The organism is Loktanella sp. DSM 29012, assembly GCF_900110705.1.
In the GTDB taxonomy this organism is placed as follows: Bacteria; Pseudomonadota; Alphaproteobacteria; order Rhodobacterales; family Rhodobacteraceae; genus Loktanella; species Loktanella gaetbuli.
The window spans coordinates 62,673-89,223 of sequence record NZ_FOEJ01000004.1 but is presented as its reverse complement, the minus strand read 5'-3'; the positions used below and the strand labels follow the sequence as shown (position 1 = coordinate 89,223).

Genomic DNA, 26,551 nt, shown 5'->3' with positions numbered 1-26,551 from the left:
CCAGGCACGCGGGCACGCGGGCACGCGGGCACCGGTCCCGTAAGCAACCCGCTAAAGCCGCGACAATACCTCTTCCAAGAGGCGCTGCGCGATCGGGGACAAATGGCGATCAGCGCGGTAGAGGACCAAAAAGGGTGAAACAGCAATCTCTTCCGCGATGTCGATGACGCTCAGTTCCGAGTTGCCGTGGGACAGGACCTCTGCAACCTCTTGGGTTTGCGGGGAAATCGCGTCCGAACTGGTGATGACACTCAAGGCTATCAGCAAGGAAGAGCTGTTGATTACATGCTTGGGCGTGGCCAGACCGCTTTGCAGGAATTGCCGTTCGACAGCCGTCCTGATCGGCGACCCGGTCTCTTGGATGACGAATGCATAGTCCAGCGTTTCCGCAAGTCCGACCTGCCGCCGCCCGGCAAGAGGATGATCGGCGCCCACCAGCAGCCTGACCAGTTCGCTACGTCCGGGGTGTGCGCGCAGGTTGGCCACGTCGCTCTTGACCCCGACCCGCGCGAGGACGAAATCAAAATGCCCCTCTTCGAGCCCCTTCAACAGATCGACCGAGGGGGCGACCTCGATTGTTGGCTGCATGTCGGGCGCGGTATCGCGGACCGCGAGGAGCGCCGGCACCAGCGCGCTGACGGCAGGCCCGGTGACCGAACCGACCCGCACTGCCCCGGCCTGACCGTTCTGCAACCTTGCGATGTTGTCCGACAGGGCATCGACCTCTGACAGGATGACGCGCGCATGACGCAAGAACGCCTCACCCAAGGCGGTCGCTGCCATGCCACGCGGCAGCCGGTCGAACAATGCGCCGCCGATTTCGGTTTCGATTTCCGCCAGCAGTCGGGATGCGGCTGGTTGTGACATGGCCACGGAATCGGCAGCCAACTGCAGTTTTCCGCTTTCCTCTATGGCGCGTATGAGGCGCAGGTGGGCGGGCTTCAGGCGGTTTGCAAAGGGAAATGACATGCATCATCATACCAATTTTGATATGTTAGTCCATTTAAATTGCATTAGATTGGTATGACAGGATCAGCTAGGCAACACGAGGAAGGCTGCCGCGGAGGACGCGCAGACCTCGGGAGGAGAAAATCATGACCCTTAAGTCCATACTTGTCAGCACTGCACTCGTCACGACCCTCGCCACCGGCGCATTCGCCGAAGGCCTTGTCGGTATCGCTATGCCGACCAAATCATCCGCACGCTGGATTTCGGATGGCGAATCCATGGTTCAGCAATTTGAAGAAGCCGGCTACGACACCATCCTGCAATACGCCGAGGATGATATCCCCAACCAGCTGGCACAGATCGAAAACATGATCACCAATGGCGTCGACGTTCTGGTCATCGCCGCGATCGACGGCACGACACTGTCGAACGCGCTGGAAAACGCGAGCTTTGCCGGGATCGAGGTCATCGCCTACGACCGCCTGATCCGCGACAGCGAGCATGTCAGCTACTATGCGACCTTCGACAACTTTCAGGTCGGCGTGCAGCAGGCAGAAACGCTTGTTGCCGGCCTCGAAGAACGGTTCCCAGACGCCGAGACATGGAACGTGGAATTGTTCGGCGGCTCGCCCGACGACAACAACGCCTATTTCTTCTATGATGGCGCGATGTCGGTCCTGCAACCGATGATCGACGATGGCCGCGTCACGATCGTATCCGGCCAGATGGGCATGGACACTGTCGGTACCCTGCGCTGGGACGGTGCTGTCGCGCAATCCCGCATGGATAACCTGCTGTCCGCCCATTACACCGACGCACAGGTCCACGGCGTTCTGTCGCCCTATGACGGCCTGTCCATCGGCATCCTGTCGTCGCTCAAGGGCGTGGGATATGGGTCCGGCGATACACCGATGCCGATCGTCACCGGTCAGGACGCAGAAGTCCCGTCGGTCAAGTCGATCATCGCCGGTGAGCAATATTCGACGATCTTCAAGGACACCCGCGAACTGGCCCGTGTGACCGTGGGCATGGTCGAGGCTGTGCTGGAAGGCGGCGAGCCGGAAATCAATGACACCGAAACCTACGACAACGGCGTCAAGGTGGTGCCCTCCTATCTGCTGGAACCGCTGAAGGTGACTGCCGACAACTGGGAAGAGCGTGTGATCGAGTCCGGCTACTACACCATGGACCAGATCCAATAAGACACGGCCACGGCGTCAGCTGACGCCAGCCAAACAGGCGGGCCGGTCCGGATGACGGACACTGGCCCGCCGTACCACGGCGGCAGCGCCGCCCAATCATTTAACTGACAGGATGTTGCCGTGCAGGACACTCTGCTGGAAATGCGTTCGATCACCAAAACCTTTCCGGGCGTCAAGGCGCTGGACGAGGTGTCGCTCAAGGTGAAGCGCGGCGAAATTCATGCCATCTGCGGCGAAAACGGCGCTGGCAAATCCACGCTGATGAAGGTGCTGTCCGGCGTCTATCCGGCGGGCACCTATGACGGCGAAATCCACTATGACGGCGCGCTTGCGACCTTTCGCGACATCTCGGATAGCGAAAAGCGTGGAATCATCATCATTCACCAGGAACTCGCGCTGATCCCGCTGCTGTCGATCGCCGAGAACCTGTTCCTGGGCAACGAAAACGCCAACCGTGGCGTGATCGACTGGCACGGCACTAACCAGCGGACAGAAACCCTGCTGCGCAAGGTAGGACTGAGCGATGCACCCAGCACGTTGGTCGACAAACTGGGTGTCGGTAAACAGCAGCTGGTCGAAATCGCCAAGGCCTTGGCCAAGGATGTGCGCCTGCTGATCCTGGACGAACCCACCGCCGCCCTGTCGGAAAGCGACAGCCAGACCCTGCTGGACCTGATGCTGGAGCTCAAGGCGCAGGGCATGACCCAGATCATCATCAGCCACAAGCTGAACGAAATTCGCAAGATCGCGGATACCGTGACCGTCATCCGCGACGGCCAGTCGGTGTCCAGCTTTGACACCAAGGGCGACGGCATTACCGAGGACCGGATCGTGCGCGACATGGTCGGGCGATCGATGGAAAACCGCTATCCCGCCCGCACGCCGCAGATCGGCGACCGGATCATGAAGGTATCGAACTGGTCCGTCCATCATCCCGAACATGCCAATCGCAAGGTGATCCACGATGTGGATTTCGACGTGCGCGCAGGCGAGGTGGTCGGCATCGCCGGGCTGATGGGTGCAGGCCGGACCGAACTGGCCATGTCCATTTTCGGCAGATCGTGGGGACAGGGCATCAGCGGCCAAGTCGAAATGCGTGGCCAGCCTGTCGACGTCTCGACGGTCAGCCGCGCCATCGCCAATGGCCTTGCCTATGTGACCGAGGACCGCAAGAGCCTTGGTTTGATCCTCGACGACACGATCCAGCGCAACATCACCCTCGCGAACCTGCGACAAGTGTCCAACGGCGTCGTGCTGAACAAGCATCGCGAAACCGAAGTTGCCGAAAAATATCGCGACGATCTGGCGATCCGCACGCCCGGCGTGTTCCAGAAGGTCGGCAATCTGTCGGGGGGCAACCAGCAAAAGGTTGTCCTGTCGAAATGGCTGTTCACCGCGCCCGAGGTGCTGATTCTGGACGAGCCGACGCGCGGCATCGACGTCGGCGCGAAATACGAAATCTACGGTCTGATCAACGATCTGGCTGCAGCCGGCAAAGGCGTCGTTATGATTTCATCGGAAATGCCGGAACTGCTGGGCATGTGCGACAGGATTTTCGTCATGAACGAAGGGGCCTTTGTCGGTGAAATGCCGGCGGCAGAGGCCAGCCAGGAGCGGATCATGTCGCTCATTGTCAATCACTAGGGAGAGGCCACAGGCATGACCATCGCCGAAGAAAAACTGGAAAAACCGCAGGGTCGTGGCAGCGTCGGGGCCTATCTGGCCGCAAACCTGCGGGAATACGGCCTGCTGTTCGCCCTGATCGCCATCATGGCGTTCTTTCAGATCGTGACGGGCGGCACGCTGCTGCGTCCGATCAACGTGACCAACCTGCTGCTGCAGAACAGTTATATCGTCATCATGGCGCTGGGGATGCTGATCGTCATCGTGGCGGGTCACATCGACCTGTCCGTTGGATCGGTCATGGGTTTCGTCGGTGCCTTGGCCGCCGTCATGATCGTGAACATGGATGTCTCCATCGGGGTCACGATGATCAGCTGCATCATTGTCGGCGCGATCATCGGCGGTGCCCAGGGGTATTGGATCGCATATTGGAAAATCCCGTCCTTCATCGTGACGCTGGCGGGGATGCTGGTGTTCCGTGGCCTGTCGCTGTGGCTTCTCGAAGGCCAGTCCGTCGGCCCGTTTCCACGTGAATTTCAGGTCATCGCCACCGGTTTTGTCCCCGATGTGCTGCCCGGCGGAGAGGTGCTGGCCGGACTGCTGGACGTACGAAACGTCAACGTCCTCGCCCTGTGCACGGGTGTGATCGCCGCCGCCTGGGTCGTCTGGTCAGGCATGAAACAGCGCGCGACCAATAAATCCTACGGGATCGAGGACGAACCGCGCGCGTTTTTCGTCGCACGCATCGCGATCATTTCGCTGACGCTGGTGTTCATTCTATACAAACTGTCGACCTTTCGCGGCCTGCCGAACGTGCTGATCACGATGGGCGTGCTGACCGTCATCTACGCCTTTTTGACGGAACGCACCGTGCTGGGCCGCCGCATCTATGCGCTGGGTGGCAATGAAAAGGCCGCAAAACTATCGGGCATCAAAACCGAACGCCTGACGTTCCTCGCCTTTGTCAACATGGGCATCCTTGCGGCCATCGCGGGTCTGGTCTTTGCCGCACGTCTGAACACCGCCACACCCAAGGCCGGTTTCGCACTGGAACTGGACGTGATCGCGGCCGTGTTCATCGGCGGGGCATCCATGTCCGGCGGGGTCGGCAAAATCGTCGGGGCCGTCGTCGGTGCCTTTTTGATGGGGGTGCTGAACAACGGCATGTCGATCATGGGGATCGGCATCGACTATCAGCAAATGATCAAGGGCCTCGTGCTTCTCGCTGCCGTGATCTTCGACGTTTACAACAAGCAAAAGGGCTGATCGCATGACCTTTGAACCCGCTGCATGGCCGCGTCGCCTGCGGTCTCAGGACTGGTATTCGGGATCCAGCCGCGACGTGATCTACCATCGTGGCTGGATGAAAAATCAGGGCTATCCGCACGACATGTTCGACGGACGTCCCATCATTGGCATCCTGAACACCTGGTCTGATTTCACCCCCTGCAACGGGCACCTGCGCGAACTGGCCGAAAAGGTAAAGACAGGCATCCTCGAGGCCGGTGGCTTTCCGGTCGAGGTACCAGTGTTTTCGGCATCCGAAAATACGTTCCGCCCCACCGCGATGATGTTCCGCAACCTCGCTGCCATGGCGACCGAAGAGGCAATCCGCGGCCAGCCGATGGATGGCTGCGTGCTGCTGGTCGGCTGCGACAAGACCACGCCGTCGCTGATGATGGCCGCCGCATCCTGCGACCTGCCCTCCATTGTCGTGACCGGTGGTCCGATGCTGAACGGTTATTTCCGGGGTGAACGCGTCGGGTCCGGCACGCACCTGTGGAAGTTCTCCGAAGCCGTGAAGGCCGGCGAGATGAGCCAGGAGGATTTTCTGGAGGCCGAGGCGTCCATGTCCCGGTCCACGGGCACCTGCAACACGATGGGCACAGCCAGCACGATGGCCAGCATGGCCGAGGCGCTGGGCATGTCCCTGTCAGGCAATGCCGCGATCCCCGCCGTCGACAGCCGCCGCCGTGTCATGGCGCAGATGTCAGGCCGCCGTATCGTGCAGATGGTCAAGGACGACCTGAAGCCTTCTGACGTGATGACCAGACAGGCATTTGAAAACGCGATCCGGACCAATGCCGCGATTGGCGGGTCCACGAACGCGGTGATCCACATGCTCGCCATGGCGGGCCGTGTCGGTGTCGATATCACGCTGGACGACTGGGACCGCTGCGGGCGTGATGTGCCGACCATCGTGAACCTGATGCCATCGGGCAAATACCTGATGGAGGAATTCTTTTACGCGGGCGGCCTGCCTGTCGTCCTGAAACGGCTGGGCGATGCGGACCTGCTGCACAAGGATGCGCTGACCGTGTCGGGCGGCCCGATCTGGGACGAAGTCAAACACGTCCAGAACCACAACGAGGACGTGATCCTGCCCGCCGACAAGGCGTTGACCCAATCGGGGGGCATCGTCGTCGTGCGTGGCAATCTGGCCCCGAACGGTGCCGTGCTGAAGCCCTCTGCCGCGACGCCTGCGCTGATGCAGCACAGGGGCCGCGCCGTCGTGTTCGAGGATATCGACGACTACAAGGCACGCATCAACGATGACGCGCTGGATATTGACGAGACCTGCATCATGGTTCTGAAAAACTGCGGACCACGTGGATATCCCGGCATGGCAGAGGTCGGCAACATGGGGCTGCCGCCCAAGGTGCTGAAAAAAGGGATCACCGACATGATCCGCATCTCGGACGCCCGCATGTCAGGCACAGCCTACGGCACCGTCGTGCTGCACACCTCTCCCGAGGCGGCAGCCGGTGGCCCGCTGGCTGTCGTCAGGTCCGGCGACATGATCGAACTGGACGTGCAAAACCGCCGTTTGCATCTGGACATCCCCGACGCGGAACTGGCCGACCGGCTGGCCGCATGGACCCCCGCCCACGAAGTCGCGACCTCGGGTTACCTGATGCTGCATCAGACCCACGTCGAAGGCGCCGACACCGGTGCCGATCTGGATTTCCTCAAGGGATGCCGGGGCGCGCCGGTCGGAAAGGACAGTCATTGATGAAGATTGCATTAGTCGGCATCGGCAAGATCGCGGTTGATCAACATATCCCTGCGATCAACGATAGCCCCGATTGGGAATTGGCCGCGACCGTCAGCCGGCACGGGTCCGTGGACGGGGTCGATGCCTTTACCGATCTGGGCGACATGCTGGACGCGCGCCCCGACATCCGCGTGGTGTCGCTGTGCCTGCCCCCTGTCCCGCGATTTGCCTACGCCATGCAGGCGCTGGCAGCGGGCCGTCACGTCATGCTGGAAAAACCGCCGGGTGCGACACTGGCCGAATGCCACGCGCTGACGGCCAAGGCGCAGGCCGACGGCCTGTCTCTCTATGCAACGTGGCATTCGCGTCAGGCGGATATGGTCGCAGCAGCCAAGGACTGGCTGACGGACAAGCGGCTGACGCGGTTGCATGTGACCTGGAAAGAGGACGTGCGCCGTTGGCATCCGGGTCAGGACTGGATCTGGGAACCGGGCGGGCTGGGAGTCTTTGATCCCGGCATCAACGCGTTGTCCATCGTGACGGACATCCTGCCCCATCCGATCCACGTGACCGATGCCACGCTGAAGGTGCCCGAAAACCGCCAGACCCCCATCGCGGTCGATTTGGAATTTCATCACCCGCATGGTGCACAGGTCACAGCCGATTTCGACTGGCGCCAGGAGGGCGACCAGATCTGGATGATCGAAGCTGAAACCGAAGCAGGCACACTGACCCTGACCGACGGTGGTGCGACCCTGAAGATCAACGGCGAACGTTCCGGCACGGCGGCACCGCTGGGCGGCGAATATCCCCGCCTCTATGCACAAATGGCGCAACTGATCGCAGGCGGCGGCATCGACATGGACCTGCGCCCAATGACGCTGGTCGCCGACGCCTACACGCTGGGACGCCGCGAAACCGTCGCACCATTCCACGACTGACAGACCGGCGCCATCGCGCCGCAAGGAGAGATGATGAAAACCCCTTTGACCGGAATCCTGCCCGTCGCACCCACCCCGTTTCATGATAACGGCGCGGTCGACGAGGACGGCATGCGCCGCGTGCTGGATTGCATGATCGACCAAGGCGTGGACGCGATCTGCATCCTCGCCAATTATTCCGAACAATTCGTGCTGTCGGATGCGGAACGCGAGACACTGACGCGGCTGTCGCTGGAACATGTCGCGGGCCGCGTGCCTGTCATCGTGACCACCAGCCATTTCAGCACGCAGATTGCGGTGGACCGTGGTCGCATGGCGCAGGACATGGGCGCGTCGATGCTAATGATGATGCCACCCTACCACGGCGTCGGCCTTGCCCCGCCGGAGCAGGGCATCTTTGAACATTTCGCCGCCGTGTCGGACGCGATCGACATCCCGATCATGGTGCAGGACGCCCCGCTGTCGGGCGTCACGCTATCGGTGCCGTTGCTCGCGCGGATGGCGAAAGAAATCGAGAACGTCAGCTATTTCAAGATGGAATCCCCCTTTGCCGCCGACAAGCTGGCGCTGCTGATCGCGGCGGCAGGCGATCACATCGCCGGCCCCTTCGACGGCGAAGAAGCAGCGACACTGCTGGCCGACCTGGACGCAGGCTGCACCGGGACCATGACCTCGGCGTTGCAACCGGAACTGATCCGGCCCATCGTCGTTGACTACCTGGCAGGTAACATCGAGGCGGCACAGACAGGCTGGCGCGATGCGCTGCCGCTGATCAACCACGAAAACCGCCAGTGCGGCCTGCGGGCCGCCAAGGTGGTGATGAAGGAAGGCGGCGTGATCGGGTCCGATCATGTGCGCCATCCGTTGAAACCCATGACACAACGCACCCGCGAACGGCTGCTGCAACTGGCGACCGAGCGTGATGTGATCGCGCTGCGCTGGGGCAAATAAAGGAAATCCGATGACATACGAACCACACGGCAAGCACCTGATCGCAGGCGAATGGGTGGCCAGCGACGCGACCTTTACCTCGCAACCCGTGACGGGGGATGGGCAGGCCTATGCCTCTGGCGGCAAGACCGAAGTTGATCGCGCGGTGCAGGCAGCGGAAGACGCATTCGTGACCTACGGCTGGACCACACGCGAGGACCGCGCCACGTTTCTGGAAACCATCGCCGACGAAATCGAGGCACGCGGCGCGGACATCACCCGTCTGGGCGTGTCCGAGACCGGCCTGCCAGAGGGCCGTTTGCAAGGTGAAAGGGGCCGCACCACGGGCCAGTTGCGCCTGTTTGCAGACCATATCCGCAAGGGTGCCTACCTTGACCGTCGCCATGATGCAGCATTGCCGGACCGCGCGCCCCTGCCCCGGCCTGACCTGAAAATGGTGCAGCGTCCCATCGGGCCTGTCGCCGTCTTTGGCGCATCGAACTTTCCGCTCGCGTTTTCGACCGCTGGCGGTGACACCGCGTCGGCACTGGCAGCTGGTTGCCCGGTCGTGGTCAAGGGCCACCCGGCGCACCCCGCAACCGGTGAAATCGTGGCCGATGCGATCAAGGCAGCGATTGAAAAATGCGGCATGCCCGCAGGCACGTTTTCACTGATCCAGGGCACCAGCCACGAATTGGGCGGCGCATTGGTGCAGCATCCGCTGATCCAGGCCGTCGGATTCACCGGGTCGCTGGGTGCCGGTCGCGCGCTTTATGATCTGTGTGCCGCACGTCTCACGCCGATCCCGTTTTTCGGTGAGCTCGGTTCGATCAACCCGGTGTTCATAATGCCTGCGGCACTGTCTGCGCGTGCGTCTGATCTGGGCACAGCCTGGGCCGGATCGCTGACCATGGGCGTGGGGCAGTTCTGCACCAACCCTGGCATCGTCGTGGCCCCTGCCGGCGCAGACCTCGACGCATTTTGCGCCGCTGCGACCGACGCGCTGACCGGGGCCGACGCCGCAGTCATGCTGACGGCAGGCATCACCAGCGCCTACCGTAGCGGGGTGTCCAAGGTTGCTGCGGCCAGCGGTGTCGCGGAACTGGTATCCGGCACGGGCGAAGGTCGCACCGCAACCCCTGCCGTCTACCGCGTCAGCGCAGAGGACTGGCTGGGCAACGAAGATCTGGCCGAAGAAGTCTTTGGTCCGCTGGGCATCGTCGTCACGACGACCGGACCCGAACAAATGCTGGAAGTCGCGCGCAGCCTGCAAGGGCAGTTGACAGTGACGCTACAGATGGACGACGGCGACACCGACATGGCGAAACCCTTTGTCCCCGTGCTGGAACGCAAGGCGGGTCGTTTGCTGGTCAATGGCTTCCCCACGGGGGTCGAGGTCGCGGACGCCATGGTGCACGGCGGCCCCTACCCTGCGTCCACCAACTTTGGCGCAACATCAGTTGGCACGCTGGCAATCCGCCGGTTCACGCGTCCGGTCAGCTATCAGAACATGCCCGACGCGCTGCTGCCCGCCGATTTCCAAGGTCAGGATTCATAGCAAGTCAGTCACTTCAGCGGCGATCGCTACGCGGGTCGCAGCGATCTTGCGCTGAAACAGCACGACGCCCTGCTGGTCCGCGACGCCCTGCGCGCGGTCCAGAATGGCCCGCACCTGTTCAGGATCGCGGTTTTCGTGGTGGGCAATCAGACCGTCAATGCGACCGAATTCCGCCGATAGCCAGGTTTTCTGTTGCAGCAGCGTGGGGCCGGTCGCCTGAAAGCGTTTTCTGGCCTGTGGGATCAGCCCGGCCCTGACGCAGGCCTCGGCGTGCAAGGCCATGCAGAAATCGAGGAATACGCCGATGTGGCCGATGCGTGAGATACTCGTATCGGCCAGGGCACACCCTTTATCCAGTTGGCCCTGCGACATCAGCGCGGTGCCCTGAAACAGATCCGCGTAGATTTCCCAAGTTTCCAACTGATGCGCCCGCGCGATGCGACGCAACTGGTCGGCGTGGACCTGCACCACCTCGTATTCATCAAGCAATAGCGGCAGAACGCAGCCCAAAAAGAACGTGCAGTGGCACAGATCATGGGCCTGCCCGCTCAGGTCTGACAGGTTTCTTGCCATGTCCGACCAGTGCTGCGATTCCGCTCCGTCGCATGCCAAAACAGCCAGTTCGGCCAGACCGACCGCCGACATCGCCCCGTGATGCGAACTGCCGAACCTATCCAGCCAAACGTCATGGGTGCCGGCGTCGTAGGTTTCAAAGAACGCGCGCAGGTGTCTGTCAGCCTCCTTGAGATTGCCGCAAAACAGATGCGAGGTGCCAAGACAGCGGTTGGCCAGCAGGTCGCCTGCCTCGCCGTTGTCACGGGTCAGTTGCTCGATCTGGCGGGCCACCTCGAGCGATGCGGAAAACTGACTGCTGGCACCGGCAAAGACCCATTTCGAAATCAGCAGCGGCAGCATCTGTCCGGTGCTCTTGAGTGCAGCACCCAGCGCCTCGACCCGTGGCATTTCCGTGTGGACCGCAGCCGAGTTAAAACCGTAAGCCGACACCAGTGCGGCAACCAGATGGATACGCACTGCCAGTTCCGCCTCCTCGAGGTCCGTACCGGCGGGGGCCTTGCCGCAGTCTTCGATGGCGCGGCGGAAATGAACGATCGCTTCGGAATAGGCGGATCGTCCGGCGGCAAGCGAACCAGCGCGGTCCCAGAATGTGACGGCACCTTCCAGATCGCCACCGCAGGACAGATGGTGTGCCACGATCTGCGGCACCGTCGCCGCAAGTTCCGGAAAACGCCGTGTCATCGTGCGGGCGATCCGGGCATGCAGGTTGATCCGGTCGCGGCGCAGCAATGTCAGATAGGCCGCATCCTTGAGAAGCATGTGACGAAATCCGACTGCCGGACCGAACGGGCTGTGACCGCGGCGCAGGACACCCGCCTCGATCAGGCTGGACACACCGCGCAACACCTCTGATTTTGGCAGGTCGGACACGTCAATCAGCAGATCGACGGGAAATTCGCTGCCGATCACCGCCGACAGCTGTGCCAGTTCGCGCCCGGTCTTCAACCGGTCCAGGCGTGACAGGAGTGAGTCTGCCAGCGTCGCCGGAAGCGGATGGTCGGCGGCACCCGGATGATCTGCCGCACGATCCAGGGCAAAGCGCGTCAGTTCTTCGGCAAAAACCGGGCTGCCGTCACAGCGGATTGCAATTTCCGCGATCTGATCGTCGCTCAGTGACACATGTGGTGCATTGGCGCGTGCGATGGCGCGCACCAGTTCATTGAAATCCGCGGGTGGCAGCCGGTCCAAAACCAGCACCTGCGCGCGGGCCTGTTCGCACCATTGCAGCACCTCGCCCGTGCGCATGGTCGCCAGCAGATGGGCCGACAGGCCGTCGAGCCTGGTTGCGACCCGCGACAGCACTTCGATGGTAGATGCGTCGATCCATTGCATGTCTTCGAGGATGATCGTGCCTGCCTGTTGGGCCATTGCACAAAACAGATCGGTCAACATCGTGATCTGCGCATTGCGCTGTTCCAGCGCACGGCGTGCATTGACCTGGTCATGCGCGGGAGAGCCCAACACATCCGACAGCAAGGCGACCTGTTCGGGATCCGTCATTCCAAATTGGGCAAGAAAATCAGCGACTGGCAGGTGCGGCCTGTCCGAAGTCGGTTCAGTCAGGCGAATGATGGATCGCCGGATCGGATGAAACGGCGTGCCGCGATGGTAGGGCGTGCATTGCATGAACAGGCGCAGGGCCGATGGTCTGCGCATCTTGCCCAGCAGTTCGCGGGCCAGCCGGGATTTCCCCATGCCCGCGTCCCCCATGATCAGTGACACCTGTCCCTGTCCAGCGGCTGCGCGCCCGGCTGTTTCCATCAGTTGCGCCATTTCCGACGCGCGACCGACGAAACCGGTCGCCGGGGCCTTTGATCGCAGGGCGTCGAACCGGCTGTCCGCCTCGGCGTGATCGATCGCACGCCATGCCTGAACGCCACCCGCAATGCCCTTGAGCGTCAGCAGGCCGAAATCCTCGAAACGAAAGAGGTCACCCAACCGGTCGCGGGTTGCCTGCGACACCAACACCGTATCCGGAGCCGCCGCCGCCTGCAGCCGGGCCGCAAGGTTCGGAATTTCACCGACGATCGTATCGTCGATCTGGATCTGATCGCCGTCGGGATTCTGACCGTTCACGATGGTCAGCCCGGTCGCGATGCCGATGCGCACCCGCGCCCTGCGATCATCTGCCCGGTCGTTGCGCGCAATTCGCTGGATGATGTCCAGTGCCGCAGCAACGGCGTTTTCGGCGGAATGGTCCTGCGCCCGGGCCAGCCCAAAGAACACCACGATTCCATCACCCAGAAACCGGGCCACATGGCCGTCATAGGGCACCAGCGCATCCGAAATGATCTGCCTGAATCGTGCAATCAGATCGCGATATTCCTCGGGGTCGACCAGCGTCGAAAGCCGCGTGGACCCGACCAGATCACAGAACATCGCAGTGATGATGCGCTGCTCGGCGCCGTCGCCAAGCTCGACTGCCTTCGCCATATCGGGCAAGGGGTTGTTGCTGGCCCCGGTCGCGCGTGTGGGGGCGTCGCACATCGCCTTGGCCGCGGACAGCAATCTGCGACGGTGACCGATTGACCTGACGCCGATTTCGGTCAGGTCCTCGGCCGTCAGTTCAGGCACAATGTCCAGCGTGACATCCTGATCCGCAAAAGCCTGTGCATATTGCCCCAGACCCAGTTGATCGAGCCAGTGAACCAGTGGATCTGCGGTTTCGGAGGTCATGGAATCCTAATGAAGCGTTGCGGTCACGGGGCGTTGCAGGGCGGCGATCACACTGGGGGGCACGCCGGGATCCTTGACCGGGGCATTGGTCGGGTCGGCCCAGATCTGCTGCGGAAAGGCAAAGGCGTTGTCGGGGTCGTATTTCGCCTTGACCGCCTGCAGCACGGGATAAGCCGCGCCCCAGAACCGTTCGAGAAACGCAGGGTCAGCGGCACTGGGATAGTTCTGATAGGATTCCCCGTTCGACAGCGGCGCGACCGCCGCATTCCAGTCCGCCAGAAAGGTTTCGCATGTCTCTCGGTCGGCGTTCAGCAGCCAATAGACATCCATGACCATGTTCAGCGACACGTCACGGTGGATGAACGCGGTGTCGTAGGTGCCGACGCTGGTGATCGCACCACTGTAAAGTTCGCCATATCCGTAGGCCATGTTGTTGGGCGCACTGGCAAAGAGCGCAAAGAGGTTCTCCCATTCCTGCGCGGACAGATTGCGTGCGATGTAGCTGCTCGATTTGTCCTCGAATGGCATCTGATCCAGCACCGGCATCCCTTGGGGATAGTTCAGCAGCTTATCGTTGAGGCTGCGGAAAGATCCCTGTGCGATCCACTGCGTGATGCACCCCGGCATGGCGGCAATGGCGGCGAATGTCTGTGTCACGGCACCTGGGTCCTGATCCGACATGCCCCGGATCATGAAATAGGGGCTTAGCGGCGTGCCGGCTGGTGGCGGGGGCTGCATGGGGTCGATGTGGTTCTGAAAACACAAGGAGGTCTGCACCGTCATGTGCGTGTCAGTGACCCCGGGCCCGGAAAACCCCGCTTGCAGCACCGCCATCGCCGCCGCAGCGTTGCTGATGCCCGCGGCACTGGTCAGGGGCCAAGCATAGGCAAAGCCGGTCATCTGACCCACAGGTCGCACCTTCAGGTCGACAGACAACAAGATGCCGAAATTGCCGCCAGTGCCGCCACGCAGTGCCCAGAACAGGTCCGCATTGGTCTGCGCGTCGGCGCGGATGATCGTGCCGTCGGCCAGCATCACCCGAAACCCCACGGCGTTGTCGCAGTTCAAACCATACATGCCAGAGGTGAACCCGTAGCCGCCGCCCTGCACGAAACCACCGACGCAGACATCGGGGCATTCGCCGCCCGGCACATTCAACCCCTTTGAATCAAGGTCCTGAAACAGTTGACCAAAGTTCACCCCGGTTCCGACGGTAATCTGCGTGCCCGATGGATCATAGACGATCTGGTTCAGGGCCGAGACATCGATCAACATGCCGTTGGTCGTGGAATATCCCGCGGTCGAATGCCCGCCGGACCGCAGGCAGAAACCCAGCGGCATTTGCCGTGCCAGCGCGAGAGCGATGCCGACATCCGCCTCTGTCTGGCATTTGACGATGACGCCGGGATAGGCATTGAACATCGGATTGAAGATCTGCCGCGCCTGATCGTAGGTCGGATCGCCCTTGAAGATGATATTGCCCGACAGACTGGCCTGCGCCTGTTTCAGTTGGTCGCGCGTCAGGCCAAGGCCCTTGAACTCTGCATCGGGGACTGCGTGCCATGCGGCGAAAGTCTCTGCATCTGCGATACGTTTGGATGAAAAATTTGCAGGCATGAAAAATCCTTTGGTGAAATAAGGCGTCCTTTAAATTGCGACTCGCGCAAGCGTGATGACATGTTAACCTATTGATCATCATTTTGAAAAAATTCGGCACCGATGATGTGCGTCCCCTGCCTGAAAGCGTTGAGACCATGACCGCAAGTTCAAGGATTGAAACGCAAGAGGCGCTCGATCTGGCGGCCAGCGACCTGTTTTCCGGCATCGCTGACGATGATTTGCACGGTATCGCGGACAGGATGACGGTGATGACCGTGCCAAAGGGTCGCCTGATCATGCAGCACGGGGATCTGGCAACCGACGTTTTCTTTGTCCTGTCGGGCACGGTGATCGGGCAGCTTGTCGCGCAAAGCGGACGGCAGATATTATTCACGGAATTCGACGCCGGCGCGCATTTCGGCGAAATGGCCGCGCTGGACGGTGCCGCCCGGTCGATCACGATTTCGGCCAGTTCCGATTGCCGGATCGCGCGTTTGACAAAGGCCGATTTCACCGAGCTGATGATGACCTTTCCCCGGATCGCGATCAATTTGGCGCGCGAACTGGGCAAACGCCTGCGCAGCATGAATGACCGTCTGTTCGGTTTGGTGATGCATGACGTGGAAACGCGGGTGGTCATCCGCATCATGCAACTGGCGCAGGATCAGGAACAATTGGTGCAGGGCGGCACCATCACCGATGTGCCGACCCACGAGGCGCTGGCCAGCTTTGTCGGATCCAACCGTGAGGCCGTCAGCCGGTCCGTTGCGCGACTGGCAAAATCGGGGGTCATCGCGACGGACCGCGGGCGTATCAGCATCCGTGACCTCGACCGGCTGATGGATGCCGCCGATCCCTAGATCCTGTGCCGCAGCGCACATCACGCGATCCCTTGACCTGTCAGGGTCTCGACATCTCCTGATACCTCTGGCGGTGGGGGCCTGACCGGCCTTCACCGCATTTTTTGCCCCGCATGAATAATTGCCGCCGCGCGGGCGATCCCGGCGGCGACAATCAAAGTACTGAAATAATTTGGTCATTGAATGCGATCTTGGTACATGGCCCGCCGCAACGGTTCTGTGTCCCAAGACACAGGATGTCATTTTCGTTGCCAGTCTGGGCGCAAGATCGTCAATCCGATCAAGTCAAAGCAGTTTTATTTTGATGCATGGCGCGATGCGGTTCTATACCGACAGGGTTACGTCCAGAACGGGTGGCGCGGTGGATATCTCTTACCTCTTTACGGCCGGCATTTTCGTGCAGATTGCGCTATTGTTCTACGTGTTGGGCCTGCTGGTGCGGAACGAACTGCTGCTGCGCGGTCTGCTGCTGATCGGCACGATGTTCTACATTTTATATTACTTCTTTGTTTCGGATGTCCCGCTGTGGGATGCCATATTCGCCAGCGCGATGATCGGCCTTGCGAATGTCATCATGATACTGGTCATCCTGCGCGAAAAATCCACGCTGGGCATGTCGGACGACATGCTGGCCCTGTACGACACGTTCACGACCCTCAACCCGGGCCAATTTCGCAAGATCATGCGGCACGCGGATTGGATTACGGCCCCCGAGGACCTGCCGATCTGCACCAGGGGTGTTCGGTCGGACTATCTGTATCTGGTGTCAAAGGGGCAGGTAATCCTGCGCGACGACGGGCGGAACGTGGCGGTCGGCAGCGGCAATTTCATCGGGGAAATTTCGTTTCTGCTGGATTGTCCGGCGACCGCCGACGTCATCGCAGTGCAGGGAACAGAGCTGGTCCGGTGGGATCGCCAGGAACTGATGTCGTTGATGCATAAATCAGTACGGCTGTCGAATGCGATCGGCGCGTTGTTCAACGCGGACATCGCGCGCAAACTCTCGGTGAGTTGGCCCAAGGACCACCCACACCGAGAGTGATGCGCGCATGACAGGCGGGCGCGCGGCCCGGCCTAGTTCTGGATGATGAGTGCGCGGTTGCGCGAACCGAATTGACTGATCCCCGCGGTCGCGTTGGAACTGGCCTGAATGACGGCCGCGCGGTTCATGGTGCCGCCGGTCTGCGTGATCGTGGCCATGTGCCCCATGCCTGTTTGCTGGATCATCGCCGCATGCAGCCCGCCTTGTGTGATGGATGCACTGTGGTTGGTGCCGGTCTGTGCAACGTTTGCATAGGGCCGGGCATCGGCAACGGCAGGCAACAGGCTGTCGTCAAAGCCTGCGGCGATGCCTGCGCGGTCGGGCATCACTGTCGGAACGGACGCCTGAATGCTGGCCACGGTGATCTGCTGGGAAACGGGTGCGGTGGTGCTGACGCGCAGGTCACCGACCTGCGCCACGAATGCGTCCTGTGCGGCCAGAAATTGCGGAAACAACGACATGCCGACAGCGAAAATAACTGCTTTTTTCATGAATATAGCCTCGTCCTGAAAATGGGACAGAGGCCGCGCGGTCCGGCTGCGCGACATGGCCCAAAGGTGAAAAACCTGCGCAGCATGGGCTGCACAGGTCAGGGCTAGTCATGAAAGACAGTTATATTGTGGCGCGCATTGGGTCATTGCGGGGCGCGCGCCACCCTGTTTTAGCGCAGCGCGAAACGCTGTTCTTCGAGCCGCTTGAAAGAATTCAGGATCTCCTGACCTTGCTGCGGATTGGCAAACACCCATTCGCCCGACTCGACGCCGTCCAGGATCAACGACAGAACACCCAGTTCCAGCGCCTCCTTCACAGCAAAGATTTCGGGTTCGTTGCGGGAATAACCGCTCTCGATTTCCAGAAACTTGTCGACAGAGGTGAACTGGAACAATCCGTTGCGCACCAGCGCGGAATACACCGTTTTTGTCGTTGTGGTCGACGCCAGCACCCGTCCGTTCGAAACGCTGACAGCGCGCATCGACACCGTGACGACATCGCGCCGGTATTCGACCGATGACCCGATCCCGAGAAAGCTGGCCCCGACGCCACCGGTGATGTCGTTGCTGTCGTATCCGACGATGGCCCCTTCGATCAGGGTGCCGGCGAACCGCAGCGGCGGCAATGTCGAAACACCCTGGTACGCATTCTGGGTCTGTTCGATGATCTGGCGTTCACGCAGCAGGTTGTCGACGCCCGTGCGTTCCGAGATCGCGAACCAGCGTCCGTTCCCGACATCCGACAGGACGTCGACCAGCAGATGTGCGCCACCCTGTGTCACGGCCCGTGACAGGCTGGCAAAATCCTCGACCGGTTCGTTCGCGCCCGACAGATCCGGGAATGCGTAAACCGCCACGTCGATCGGGCGACGGGGGGGCGGCAGGTTTTCGACGGTAAAGCCGGTTCTGGTCATGGGTGCCAGCTCGGCCGGTTGGGTCATCACGTCTGCAACAGGCGGAAGCGTATTACATCCAGCCAGCACGAGGCAGACTGCAATCATTGGTGCGATGCGCATCTTGATACTCTTTTTCTGCTCGGTTCTTACTGGCCGGGGATCGTGTTGGTCACATCACCGGGCGAAGGCACGCTGTTGCTGATCGGAATGATGATCGTCGGCCCGCCGATGTTGCCGCCCGTGACGGCTGGCCCCCCACCGATCCCGCCGGTTGGCGCGCCTTCGAGCGAGTCGCGATTGGTCGCCGATTGCTGCGCCTGCGCGACGCCGAACAGAAAAACACCGTTGTTCGGATTTCCACCAAAGCTGGGGCTAAGGAAATTGAAATTCCGATCCTCGGAAAAAGAAACGCTTGGTATGGCGGCCGCAATTACTGCGGCAAAGGCCGTTTTTAATGCCATGTTCATAATAAATCTCTTCTTGAAAATCAAAAATATAACCCAGTTGAAACCAACTAATAGAATTAAGATAGAGCCTTATTTCACAAAAAATTAAGAAGTGTCGTTATCGCAACGAAATTTTACCTTCAATCATTATAGTACATTTACAAAAATCCGGCTCTCGCCGGAATTTCGACGGAAATGGCTGCACTATTGCATTTTCAGCGGCGCTGTTGCCGATGAAATTGGGTTAGCCCGACAGCCGTAAAACGGTTGTTGCCGTGCCCGGCTGGATCATCAACGTGCCGGCTGCGTCACGCATGATGCGAACGTTGACCGGATCTTGTCCCATGGACTGATTGACACGCACCGCCAGGGGATCCGCAGCGGCAGAACGTGCGGTCATGCCGTCGATCAATGCGACGTTGCTGTTCAGTCCGGCACCGTTCTGGGTGACGTAGGTCTCGGTGTGATTGCCGTCGACCTGAACGCGCGAGGCATTCGCGAAACCGAATTGCAATGTCGCAACCCTGTTGAAATTCCCTAGCACGATGGCCTGCGCCACATGGTTGCGCCCTGACTGGAACGTGCCGGTGATATTCTTGCGTCCTTGGGTCATTGACAGGTTCTGGTTGGATTGCCCGACCTGAACCGACGCCAACTGGTTGTCGCGACCGCCCAGAGTCATCTGGACTGACGTATTCCGGTTTCCGATCTGCGCGATGACCGATGACGATTGACCCGTCAGATCAAGGTTGGCCCCTCGGTTCGCATCACCGACCTGTGCGACGAAGGCATCCTGAGCAAGAGAAGGCGCAGCACTCAGAAGCAGAAAGACACAGATCGCGGCGGGGTGGTTAAAGGTTTTGGTGATGGAAAACATGTCCAATCCCAATGCGTTATAAATATAATAAAAACGTGAAAATGGTATCGGTGGCCCGTCTGGCCCACCGATCTCTTGAAGTTTTCGGCGCAGGGTCGAAAAGCGACCGAGGCTATCGAAAACGTATCAGTTCGAGTTCACGGAGACCGAACCGAAACCGCTGACAGTCGCCATTCCGCCCGGAACCGGGTTCGGAATGGAGGTCAGGGCCAGCACCGGCATCGCGAGAGTCGGCGACCCCGTTGCGACGGCGTTGCCGCCTTCTTCGATCCAGTTGATCGCGACGTTGTCGTCACCATACTGAAGCGTCTGCGCGGTAAAGTCGTCGTCGCTGCCGTTCGCCATCACGTTGATCGCCATGTTGTTGCTGGCGACGTTGTTGCCTGTTTCCTCGGTCTGCAGGATTAGCGACGCGTTCGACGAACGGGTCGTTTCCTGGTAGGTGAAGGCATTGTTGTCAGCGCCACGCTGCAACTGGACAGCCGTGTTGTCACCCTGCGGGCCCAAGAACCCAAAGAATCCACCAGGCACATTGTTGACCTGTTGCACGACAGCCAGATTGCCGCCGCCCAGGGAAGTCTGGATGTTCGCGGCAGCGTTGTCATCGCCAAGCTGTGTGATGAAAGCATCCTGTGCAAAAGCGCCGGACGCAATGATCGTGGCTGCGGTAGCCAAGAATAGAGTTTTCATGTCAAAGTCCTATCAAAAAGTTTTCGCAAGATAAGGCTCCTCGAAAAAAATGAGGATCGCCATTGGTTAAAGAAGCAGTTCTTTTCCCGACTTGCACAAACATGTTAACACGACGGCCTTTTTGTTGACACATTTTTCAAAAATTTTGTAAGTATTTGAAAGATATAGGTATTTAATTCTGTTACACACGCTTAACGTGTCTTTTAGCCTCACTACTACACCTTTGGGGTTATTCAATTTGGTAGAGGAACCCGTATTCGACAGATGATTCTCTCGTAGCTTGGAAACAAAGACAGTTTTCCACATTTGACCGCAGACGCATCCCGCGAAAACCCCATTATCTTGTTCAGATATTGTTTGAAAGCTGTACGCGCCCGACGCACGAATTGATCCTGGCGGCCACTGAAATCAGTAATTTCACAAATCGCATGAAACAGCGCCCACTCATTCAAATGGGTGCTGTCGATGTGGTGGGATAGATCCATGCGCCGTCGATGCATCGCGCCAGACGTTGGCTTCTACGCATCACAGGTGCCGCCTGACATACTGTGCCTGCGGCACAGGTCAGCACACTTCGCGTCAGCGCGATGCGCGGTCAAAATGCCGCCGGTCTCATCTTCGCCGTACCGCATCCGCTTCAAGGTCTATCACCTCCTTGGGTCGGAAGCTCATTCCAAACGGGGAAACCACCTTGGCAGGTCAGGCAAGATTGGATGACATCCCACGTCTCTGACTCCCACTGATAGCGGCACATGCCGGAAATCGGTCACAGATCACCAACAGCAAGACAACCGGACGGTAGCCTGAGCCACTGACATCAGACGACTTATGCTTCAAAATACTGGGTGAAAATGGCGGACTGGGGAGGATTCGAACCCCCGACCCCTTGATTCGTAGTCAAGTACTCTATCCAACTGAGCTACCAATCCGCGTAGGGCTGCATTTAGACTCAGCATCGGACCGATGCAAGCCCCCAAACCGGAAAATTCAGTCGTTCGTTGGGGAAAGTGCAAAATCCGCCTTGGGCAGTTTGATCTCGAACACGGTGCCGTTTTCGTTGGTCTGCGCCAGTGTCAGGCGGCCGCCGTGGCCACGCACCAGATCGCCGGCGATCACCAGCCCCAGCCCGATCCCCCCCTTGCGCGCGCCGCCCTGAAACGGCTGGAACAGGTGTTCGCGCGCCTTGGTGGGAAGGCCCGGCCCTGTGTCGGCCACGCGAATGCACCATGATGTGTCATCCTCGGCAGCCGTCACTGCGATTTCGCCAGCGCGGTGCGTCGCGGCGATGGCCTGCCGCGCGTTACGCACAAGGTTGGTCAGCACCCGGTGCATCTGTTCCTCGTCGGCGCGCAGCATCATCGTGGCCGGGATGTCTTCGGCAAAGGACACGGGATCATCGCCAGCAGCCAGACGTTCGCCCTCGATTACATCCGCCACGATCCGCGACAGGTTCACATGATCAAGGCGCGGTGCAGGCTCGTCCGCGCGACCGAATGCCAGGGTGCTTTCGCACAGGTGGACGGCACGGCTGATCGATCCGACCAGCTTGGGCGCCATCCGCTTGACCAGCGGGTCGTCGGATCCCTCAATCCGGTCGGTGAACAGCTGCGCAGCCGTCAGGATGTTGCGCAGGTCGTGGCTGACCTTGGCCACAGCGCCCCCCAGTTGCGCAAGCCGGTCCTTTTGCTTGAGCGCGCCGGTCAACTGGGTCTGCATCGCCTGAAGCGCCACCTCGGCGTCACGCAATTCGCGTACCCCCGCGCTGGGTGCGATGATGCGGCGCGCGTCCTCTGGTGCGGCGGCATAGGCGGTCATGTGATCGACGACACCCTTGATCGGGCGCACCAGCAGCACGCGCACCGCCAAAAACAGCAAAAACGCGGTGATGACAGAAATCACCGCCGACAGCAGCAGCACGTTCAACCCGTATTCCAGCATCGCCGTGCGCAGCGGTACCTGCATCATCGTCACCTCGATCAGGCGCCCTGCCCCCTGGACCGGGTCACCGATCACGCGGATGATCCGCGGCTGGGTATCCAGCAAGGTCGCCATCGCATCGCGGATCAGCGTCGAGGCCGAGGGATCGCGCATGTCATAGGTGGCCGAGATCGGTGACGGAATCGGTGATGACAGCGCCAACTGCCGTGCATCATCACGCCGCAGCACGACGTTGAAGACGCCCGCGTTCTTCAGCAGTTCCGATTCCAGATCGGGCGAGATCATCGGCCCCGCCTCCACGGCGAGTGACGCGATCTGCGCCCGTTCCAGCCGGTCCAGCAGGTAATCCTCGCGGAACCGCGCGACAGAGGGCACGAATATGAACACTTCGGCCAGCATCACAAAGATGACGGTCAGGATCAGGAAACGTCCTGAGAGTGTGTTCAGCATCGCCCCTCCTGAAAGGTCAGGGTAGCCAGCGCTGGACCAGACCGACCACCATTTTCACCGTATCGCTTTCGAACAGCTTGGGTGTGAAATAGGCGCCCGCCGCCCGTTTGTTAATCTCGTTATAGGTGGGATAGGGCAAAACGGTATTGGAAATCGCCGTCATCTTGAGTCCGTTGGCGATGGCCATGGACCACATGGCGATCAGCTCTCCGGCCATATGTCCCGCGATGGATGCGCCGACCGGTTTGCCCTTGACCACCATGACCTTAATCAGGCCCTTGGTTTTCAGTTCCGTATTGGCGCGGTCGTTGTGTTCGAATTCGCTGCGCACCACGGTCAGCGCGGCCCCGTGTTTCTTGCGCGCCTGCGCCTCGGTCAGGCCGACCTGGGCCAGTTCGGGGTCGGTATAGGTGACCCAGGGGATATGATCGGTCCGCGCCTTGGCGGGCAGGCCGAACATCAGCGAACGGACCAACTGGCCGCCGTGATAACCCGCAACATGGGTGAATTGCAGACCACCCGCCACGTCACCGGCGGCATAGACCCGCTTGTTCGTAACACTGCGCAGGTTGGCATCCACCTTGAGCCCGCCACGGTCGTATTTCACCCGCCCTTTTTCCAGGTCTAGCCGGTCGACGTTGACCTTGCGACCAACCGCCATCAACAGATGCGAGCCGGTGAAATCACCCTGCGAGGTATGCACGGTGATCTGGCCCTCATCGCCGCTGACACGTTCGGCCTTGGCGTCCTCGATGATCTCGACACCCTCGGCACGCAGATTGTCCAGCACCACGGCCGCCAGTTCGGGGTCATCCTTGCCCATGGCCTTGGCGCCTTCGATCACGGTTACCTTGCATCCCAGCCGCCGATGCGCCTGCGCCATTTCCATGCCGATGGGACCACCGCCGATGACCAGCAGGTGATCGGGCCGTTCGCGCAGATCGAAAATCGTCTCGTTGGTGTGGACCGTCACGCCGTCCAGCCCGTCGATTGGCGGGACAAGCGGCCCCGACCCCGTCGCCACGACAAAGCGCCGGGCCGTGATGATCGTGTCACCCGCCTGCACCTCTGTGTCCGAGATGAAACGGGCATTTTCGCGGATCACGGTGCAGCCCAGCCCCTCGAACCGCTCCTGACTGTCCACGGGCGCGATGGTGTCCACGACGCGTTGGACGTGGTCCTTGGCGGCGGCATAGTCCACCGCAGGCCAGACATCGGCCACGCCGTAGGGCTGGTTGTTGATGCCCGCATGGGCGTGCTTTGCGCTGGCGATCAGCGCCTTGGACGGGATGCAGCCGTAATTCAGGCAATCACCGCCCATCTTGTGCCCCTCGATCAGGACGACATCGGCCCCCATCTGTGCGGCCCCGGCCGCAACCGACAGCCCGGCAGAACCAGCACCGATCACACAAAGATCCGTCTTGATGCGTTTGGTCATGTCAGACCCCTTTCTTGCCGCGCACGGCCTTGAGTACGATGGGCAGGGCGGCCAGCAGACACAGACCCAGGATCGGCAACAGGATCGCCGGTTCGAAGATAATGCCCAGGTCGGGTGTCTCACCCCTGTCAAAGACTTGGCTCAGCCCAGCACCAACCGAGGTATAGACAACCGCCCCCGGCATGATCCCGAAAAACGTGGACACCGCGAACCGGAACAGCGGCACGCCGACCAGCGCCGGCACAAGGTTCGCCACGAAAAACGGCACCGCGGGCACCAGGCGAATCAGGAACAGCATCGACCACTGGTTTTCGTCTATCCCGTCCTTGATCCGTTTCACCACACCTTCGCCGGTGTCCATCTTGCGGGCCAGCGTGTCGCCCAACCCCCAGCGCGCTGCCAGAAACAGCGCAACCGCGCCCAGCGTCGCCCCGGTGACGTTGTAAATGGCCCCCGGCAGCACGGGAAAGGCCTGCGGAAAACTGGCGAACAGGAACCCGCCCGTCAGGGTGGCAATCGTCGCCCCCGGCAGACTGAACGCCACGATCGCCGCATAGGCCGCGATGAACCCCAGCACGCACAGCAGGTAATTCGCGTCCCGAAACGCGATCAGCGTCTCGCGATTCTGGCGCAACGCATCAAAACTGAGGTAGTCGCGCAGCAGCCAAAAGCCCAGCAGAGCTGCAATTGCGATACCGATCAGCGGCAATCGCCGCAGGATGGGGTTGGCCGAATCTCGGGAACTGGGCGACATGGGCACTCTTTCTATTTTGGCGCAGGTGACGGTTGTGACCCACAGTTGGCAGAATGTCGCACCGGTGACAGGCTTCTCACAAGGGGTTGACCGATTTGACGCGATACCGTGCAGCTGCGGCCGAATTGTAACATTTGTCACGCGTCGCATTTCGAAAATGTTTCAGCGCATTCCGGGCTTGTTTGCGTTGACAGCATGTATGGCACCGCCTAAAGGACGGGTCTGAATTGATACGGGCCTTGCATCCATCCGTGGATCGGCCCCCGAACCGGAGTTTTGCCATGAAGCGCACATTCCAGCCCAGCAACCGGGTCCGCAAGAACCGTCACGGTTTTCGCGCACGGATGGCGACCAAGGCAGGTCGCAACATCATCAACGCACGCCGCGCCAAGGGCCGGTCGAAGCTGAGCGCGTAAGCGCACAGGTTTTGAGCGACGTCAACAACAGGCCGCCGGAGGCACCCGACAGGGTTGCTCCGGCGGCCTTGTCGCGTTTGCCGGTCCTGAAAAAGCGGCGTGATTTCATTGCCGCGAGCCACGCACGCCGTCAGGGCACACCGGGCATCCATCTGCAGGGGCGCAACCGCGACGACGGCGATGACACCGTGCGCGTCGGTTTCACCTGTTCGAAAAAGGTCGGCAATGCCGTGGCGCGCAATCGAGCCAAGCGCCGCCTGCGCGAGGTGGCCCGCCTGACCTTGCCGGAACACGCCCGCCCCGGCTGGGACTACGTTCTGGTCGGCCGCGCAGAACAGACAGCGGCTCTGCCCTTCACCCAGTTGCAATCCGACCTGATCCGCGCCCTGCGCAAGGTCCACGGATGACGCCTGGCGCGCGATTGCTGGCGCTGCCGGTGCGCGCCTACCGCTTGTTGCTGTCACCCTGGGTCGGCCACGGCTGTCGCTATCACCCCACCTGTTCGGCCTATGCGCTCGAGGCGCTTGAACGACATGGTGCCATCAAGGGCGGTTGGCTGACCATCCGCCGTATCGCGCGCTGCCACCCCTGGGGCGGCAGCGGTATCGACAACGTGCCGGATTAATCCGGTTTCTCGAACGAAATGCTGACATCACCGATATCGAACCCGTAGCGTTTGACATAGGCGCGGTTGAACAGCCGCTTGTCCGTCAGCAACCACATCCAGTCGTCAAAGGTCACGCGCAACGTCTCTGATGTGCCATCCGCCGCAGGGATCGGGAGGTCAATCTCGTAGCGCCAGTTGAACCGGTTGTCCTGTTCCTGCCCCACGGCCTGCCCGATCACGCCGGGCGCGGTGCCGACCCAGCTGTCCGGCCCGGTTTTCGTCAGCGACCAGATCCGCTGTTCGGTACTGCCGTCCTCATAGACGAAATCCTCGGTCAGGGTCAGCACCTCACCGTCCCATTCACCTGTGATATCCACCACAAAGCTGCGGCGTACCGTACCCAGCACGTCCTGAAACTGACCGTAGGCCACCAGTTCGCCGTCGAAAAATTCCTCGAGGTTCAATTTCGGCCCGCCAAGGGTTTCGTCATCGAACGACGGCTTGCCCGTGCAGGCCGCCAAGACCGCAAAAATCGCTACCGTGAAAAATCGCATGGGATGCCCTCCTGTTATGTAACGCAGGTAGCGCCACAGCATCG

Annotated in this window: 24 protein-coding genes and 1 tRNA gene; 12 read left to right on the top strand and 13 right to left on the bottom strand. The window is 60.7% G+C overall.

Annotated elements, in window-relative coordinates; translation table 11 throughout:
- Positions 1-51: 51 nt before the first annotated feature.
- On the bottom strand, positions 52-969 hold the full coding sequence (locus BMX27_RS10170; protein WP_090159735.1) for a LysR family transcriptional regulator: 918 nt from the start codon (positions 967-969) through the stop codon (positions 52-54).
- Positions 970-1,094: 125 nt separating this feature from the next.
- Between BMX27_RS10170 and chvE the strand changes: the two genes are divergently transcribed.
- The 7 genes from chvE to BMX27_RS10135 all read left to right on the top strand — a co-directional run bounded on the left by chvE (position 1,095) and on the right by BMX27_RS10135 (position 10,197).
- A complete protein-coding gene (gene chvE / locus BMX27_RS10165; protein ID WP_090159734.1) occupies positions 1,095-2,150 on the top strand; it encodes a multiple monosaccharide ABC transporter substrate-binding protein in 1,056 nt (351 codons plus the stop codon).
- Positions 2,151-2,291: 141 nt separating this feature from the next.
- On the top strand, positions 2,292-3,794 hold the full coding sequence (gene mmsA / locus BMX27_RS10160) for a multiple monosaccharide ABC transporter ATP-binding protein (RefSeq protein WP_090159997.1): 1,503 nt from the start codon (positions 2,292-2,294) through the stop codon (positions 3,792-3,794).
- Positions 3,795-3,809: 15 nt separating this feature from the next.
- Positions 3,810-5,039, top strand: a complete 1,230-nt coding sequence (mmsB, locus tag BMX27_RS10155) for a multiple monosaccharide ABC transporter permease (RefSeq protein ID WP_090159733.1) — start codon at positions 3,810-3,812, stop codon at positions 5,037-5,039.
- Positions 5,040-5,043: 4 nt separating this feature from the next.
- Positions 5,044-6,786 carry an L-arabinonate dehydratase gene (gene araD / locus BMX27_RS10150; protein ID WP_090159732.1) on the top strand — a complete coding sequence of 581 codons (1,743 nt, stop codon included), beginning with the start codon at positions 5,044-5,046 and terminating at the stop codon, positions 6,784-6,786.
- The gene (locus tag BMX27_RS10145; RefSeq protein WP_090159731.1) at positions 6,786-7,709 is read left to right on the top strand and encodes a Gfo/Idh/MocA family protein; all 924 of its coding nucleotides are present in this window, start codon (positions 6,786-6,788) and stop codon (positions 7,707-7,709) included. The genes araD and BMX27_RS10145 overlap by 1 nt, the downstream gene beginning before the upstream one ends.
- Before the next feature lie 33 nt (positions 7,710-7,742).
- The gene (locus BMX27_RS10140; protein WP_090159730.1) at positions 7,743-8,660 is read left to right on the top strand and encodes a dihydrodipicolinate synthase family protein; all 918 of its coding nucleotides are present in this window, start codon (positions 7,743-7,745) and stop codon (positions 8,658-8,660) included.
- Between the two features lie 10 nt (positions 8,661-8,670).
- On the top strand, positions 8,671-10,197 hold the full coding sequence (locus tag BMX27_RS10135) for an aldehyde dehydrogenase (NADP(+)) (protein ID WP_090159729.1): 1,527 nt from the start codon (positions 8,671-8,673) through the stop codon (positions 10,195-10,197).
- On the opposite strand, the gene BMX27_RS10130 is transcribed toward BMX27_RS10135, so the two are convergent.
- Entirely contained in the window at positions 10,192-13,449 is a 3,258-nt protein-coding gene (locus BMX27_RS10130) for an ATP-binding protein (protein WP_090159728.1), read from the bottom strand. The two genes, BMX27_RS10135 and BMX27_RS10130, sit on opposite strands and share 6 nt — an antisense overlap.
- Positions 13,450-13,455: 6 nt before the next feature.
- Positions 13,456-15,066 (bottom strand): FAD-binding oxidoreductase, encoded by a 1,611-nt coding sequence (locus BMX27_RS10125; protein WP_090159727.1) that lies wholly within the window; start codon positions 15,064-15,066, stop codon positions 13,456-13,458.
- Between the two features lie 137 nt (positions 15,067-15,203).
- On the opposite strand from BMX27_RS10125, the gene BMX27_RS10120 reads away from it, so the two are divergent.
- Both BMX27_RS10120 and BMX27_RS10115 read left to right on the top strand, forming a co-directional pair.
- Positions 15,204-15,908, top strand: a complete 705-nt coding sequence (locus BMX27_RS10120; RefSeq protein ID WP_143056809.1) for a Crp/Fnr family transcriptional regulator — start codon at positions 15,204-15,206, stop codon at positions 15,906-15,908.
- Between the two features lie 316 nt (positions 15,909-16,224).
- On the top strand, positions 16,225-16,950 hold the full coding sequence (locus tag BMX27_RS10115; RefSeq protein WP_177172703.1) for a cyclic nucleotide-binding domain-containing protein: 726 nt from the start codon (positions 16,225-16,227) through the stop codon (positions 16,948-16,950).
- A 32-nt stretch (positions 16,951-16,982) separates the two neighbouring features.
- On the opposite strand, the gene BMX27_RS10110 is transcribed toward BMX27_RS10115, so the two are convergent.
- The 9 genes from BMX27_RS10110 to BMX27_RS10070 form a co-directional block, all read right to left on the bottom strand.
- Entirely contained in the window at positions 16,983-17,441 is a 459-nt protein-coding gene (locus tag BMX27_RS10110; protein WP_177172702.1) for a hypothetical protein, read from the bottom strand.
- A 170-nt stretch (positions 17,442-17,611) separates the two neighbouring features.
- Positions 17,612-18,457: a CsgG/HfaB family protein gene (locus BMX27_RS10105; RefSeq protein ID WP_090159723.1), complete on the bottom strand. Its 846-nt coding sequence runs from the start codon at positions 18,455-18,457 to the stop codon at positions 17,612-17,614.
- A 26-nt stretch (positions 18,458-18,483) separates the two neighbouring features.
- Complete coding sequence (locus tag BMX27_RS10100; RefSeq protein WP_090159722.1) at positions 18,484-18,804, bottom strand: curli assembly protein CsgF; 321 nt, start codon at positions 18,802-18,804, stop codon at positions 18,484-18,486.
- Positions 18,805-19,027: 223 nt separating this feature from the next.
- Complete coding sequence (locus BMX27_RS10095) at positions 19,028-19,660, bottom strand: hypothetical protein (RefSeq protein ID WP_143056807.1); 633 nt, start codon at positions 19,658-19,660, stop codon at positions 19,028-19,030.
- Positions 19,661-19,786: 126 nt separating this feature from the next.
- Positions 19,787-20,350: a hypothetical protein gene (locus BMX27_RS10090; RefSeq protein WP_090159720.1), complete on the bottom strand. Its 564-nt coding sequence runs from the start codon at positions 20,348-20,350 to the stop codon at positions 19,787-19,789.
- Positions 20,351-21,202: 852 nt separating this feature from the next.
- Positions 21,203-21,279, bottom strand: a tRNA-Arg gene (locus tag BMX27_RS10085).
- Between the two features lie 58 nt (positions 21,280-21,337).
- Positions 21,338-22,738 (bottom strand): sensor histidine kinase, encoded by a 1,401-nt coding sequence (locus BMX27_RS10080; protein WP_090159719.1) that lies wholly within the window; start codon positions 22,736-22,738, stop codon positions 21,338-21,340.
- Between the two features lie 16 nt (positions 22,739-22,754).
- Positions 22,755-24,176 (bottom strand): dihydrolipoyl dehydrogenase family protein, encoded by a 1,422-nt coding sequence (locus BMX27_RS10075; RefSeq protein WP_090159718.1) that lies wholly within the window; start codon positions 24,174-24,176, stop codon positions 22,755-22,757.
- 1 nt (position 24,177) lies between these two features.
- Complete coding sequence (locus BMX27_RS10070) at positions 24,178-24,930, bottom strand: TVP38/TMEM64 family protein (RefSeq protein WP_090159717.1); 753 nt, start codon at positions 24,928-24,930, stop codon at positions 24,178-24,180.
- A 281-nt stretch (positions 24,931-25,211) separates the two neighbouring features.
- Between BMX27_RS10070 and rpmH the strand changes: the two genes are divergently transcribed.
- The 3 genes from rpmH to yidD are packed head-to-tail and all read left to right on the top strand — an operon-like array spanning position 25,212 to position 25,971.
- Positions 25,212-25,346 carry a 50S ribosomal protein L34 gene (gene rpmH, locus BMX27_RS10065; RefSeq protein WP_056038884.1) on the top strand — a complete coding sequence of 45 codons (135 nt, stop codon included), beginning with the start codon at positions 25,212-25,214 and terminating at the stop codon, positions 25,344-25,346.
- An 11-nt stretch (positions 25,347-25,357) separates the two neighbouring features.
- Positions 25,358-25,753 (top strand): ribonuclease P protein component, encoded by a 396-nt coding sequence (gene rnpA, locus BMX27_RS10060; RefSeq protein WP_090159716.1) that lies wholly within the window; start codon positions 25,358-25,360, stop codon positions 25,751-25,753.
- Positions 25,750-25,971, top strand: coding sequence for a membrane protein insertion efficiency factor YidD (gene yidD, locus BMX27_RS10055; RefSeq protein ID WP_090159715.1), 222 nt, complete (start codon positions 25,750-25,752; stop codon positions 25,969-25,971). The genes rnpA and yidD overlap by 4 nt, the downstream gene beginning before the upstream one ends.
- Here the strand turns inward: yidD and BMX27_RS10050 are convergent.
- Complete coding sequence (locus BMX27_RS10050; RefSeq protein ID WP_090159714.1) at positions 25,968-26,507, bottom strand: DUF3833 domain-containing protein; 540 nt, start codon at positions 26,505-26,507, stop codon at positions 25,968-25,970. The two genes, yidD and BMX27_RS10050, sit on opposite strands and share 4 nt — an antisense overlap.
- Between the last annotated feature and the right edge of the window lie 44 nt (positions 26,508-26,551).

What these genes read in the sequence shown, in the direction of transcription:
- BMX27_RS10140 (WP_090159730.1), top strand. Translation starts at nt 7,743, where the DNA reads ATGAAAACCCCTTTGACCGGAATCCTGCCCGTCGCACCCACCCCGTTT.
- BMX27_RS10105 (WP_090159723.1), bottom strand. Translation starts at nt 18,457, where the DNA reads ATGCGCATCGCACCAATGATTGCAGTCTGCCTCGTGCTGGCTGGATGT.
- araD (WP_090159732.1), top strand. Translation starts at nt 5,044, where the DNA reads ATGACCTTTGAACCCGCTGCATGGCCGCGTCGCCTGCGGTCTCAGGAC.
- mmsA (WP_090159997.1), top strand. Translation starts at nt 2,292, where the DNA reads ATGCGTTCGATCACCAAAACCTTTCCGGGCGTCAAGGCGCTGGACGAG.
- BMX27_RS10110 (WP_177172702.1), bottom strand. Translation starts at nt 17,441, where the DNA reads ATGAAAAAAGCAGTTATTTTCGCTGTCGGCATGTCGTTGTTTCCGCAA.
- BMX27_RS10170 (WP_090159735.1), bottom strand. Translation starts at nt 969, where the DNA reads ATGTCATTTCCCTTTGCAAACCGCCTGAAGCCCGCCCACCTGCGCCTC.
- BMX27_RS10145 (WP_090159731.1), top strand. Translation starts at nt 6,786, where the DNA reads ATGAAGATTGCATTAGTCGGCATCGGCAAGATCGCGGTTGATCAACAT.
- BMX27_RS10100 (WP_090159722.1), bottom strand. Translation starts at nt 18,804, where the DNA reads ATGAACATGGCATTAAAAACGGCCTTTGCCGCAGTAATTGCGGCCGCC.
- BMX27_RS10050 (WP_090159714.1), bottom strand. Translation starts at nt 26,507, where the DNA reads ATGCGATTTTTCACGGTAGCGATTTTTGCGGTCTTGGCGGCCTGCACG.
- BMX27_RS10090 (WP_090159720.1), bottom strand. Translation starts at nt 20,350, where the DNA reads ATGAAAACTCTATTCTTGGCTACCGCAGCCACGATCATTGCGTCCGGC.
- chvE (WP_090159734.1), top strand. Translation starts at nt 1,095, where the DNA reads ATGACCCTTAAGTCCATACTTGTCAGCACTGCACTCGTCACGACCCTC.
- BMX27_RS10125 (WP_090159727.1), bottom strand. Translation starts at nt 15,066, where the DNA reads ATGCCTGCAAATTTTTCATCCAAACGTATCGCAGATGCAGAGACTTTC.
- BMX27_RS10115 (WP_177172703.1), top strand. Translation starts at nt 16,225, where the DNA reads ATGCGGTTCTATACCGACAGGGTTACGTCCAGAACGGGTGGCGCGGTG.
- BMX27_RS10130 (WP_090159728.1), bottom strand. Translation starts at nt 13,449, where the DNA reads ATGACCTCCGAAACCGCAGATCCACTGGTTCACTGGCTCGATCAACTG.
- BMX27_RS10080 (WP_090159719.1), bottom strand. Translation starts at nt 22,738, where the DNA reads ATGCTGAACACACTCTCAGGACGTTTCCTGATCCTGACCGTCATCTTT.
- mmsB (WP_090159733.1), top strand. Translation starts at nt 3,810, where the DNA reads ATGACCATCGCCGAAGAAAAACTGGAAAAACCGCAGGGTCGTGGCAGC.
- BMX27_RS10095 (WP_143056807.1), bottom strand. Translation starts at nt 19,660, where the DNA reads ATGTTTTCCATCACCAAAACCTTTAACCACCCCGCCGCGATCTGTGTC.
- BMX27_RS10120 (WP_143056809.1), top strand. Translation starts at nt 15,204, where the DNA reads ATGACCGCAAGTTCAAGGATTGAAACGCAAGAGGCGCTCGATCTGGCG.
- BMX27_RS10075 (WP_090159718.1), bottom strand. Translation starts at nt 24,176, where the DNA reads ATGACCAAACGCATCAAGACGGATCTTTGTGTGATCGGTGCTGGTTCT.
- rpmH (WP_056038884.1), top strand. Translation starts at nt 25,212, where the DNA reads ATGAAGCGCACATTCCAGCCCAGCAACCGGGTCCGCAAGAACCGTCAC.
- yidD (WP_090159715.1), top strand. Translation starts at nt 25,750, where the DNA reads ATGACGCCTGGCGCGCGATTGCTGGCGCTGCCGGTGCGCGCCTACCGC.
- BMX27_RS10070 (WP_090159717.1), bottom strand. Translation starts at nt 24,930, where the DNA reads ATGTCGCCCAGTTCCCGAGATTCGGCCAACCCCATCCTGCGGCGATTG.
- BMX27_RS10135 (WP_090159729.1), top strand. Translation starts at nt 8,671, where the DNA reads ATGACATACGAACCACACGGCAAGCACCTGATCGCAGGCGAATGGGTG.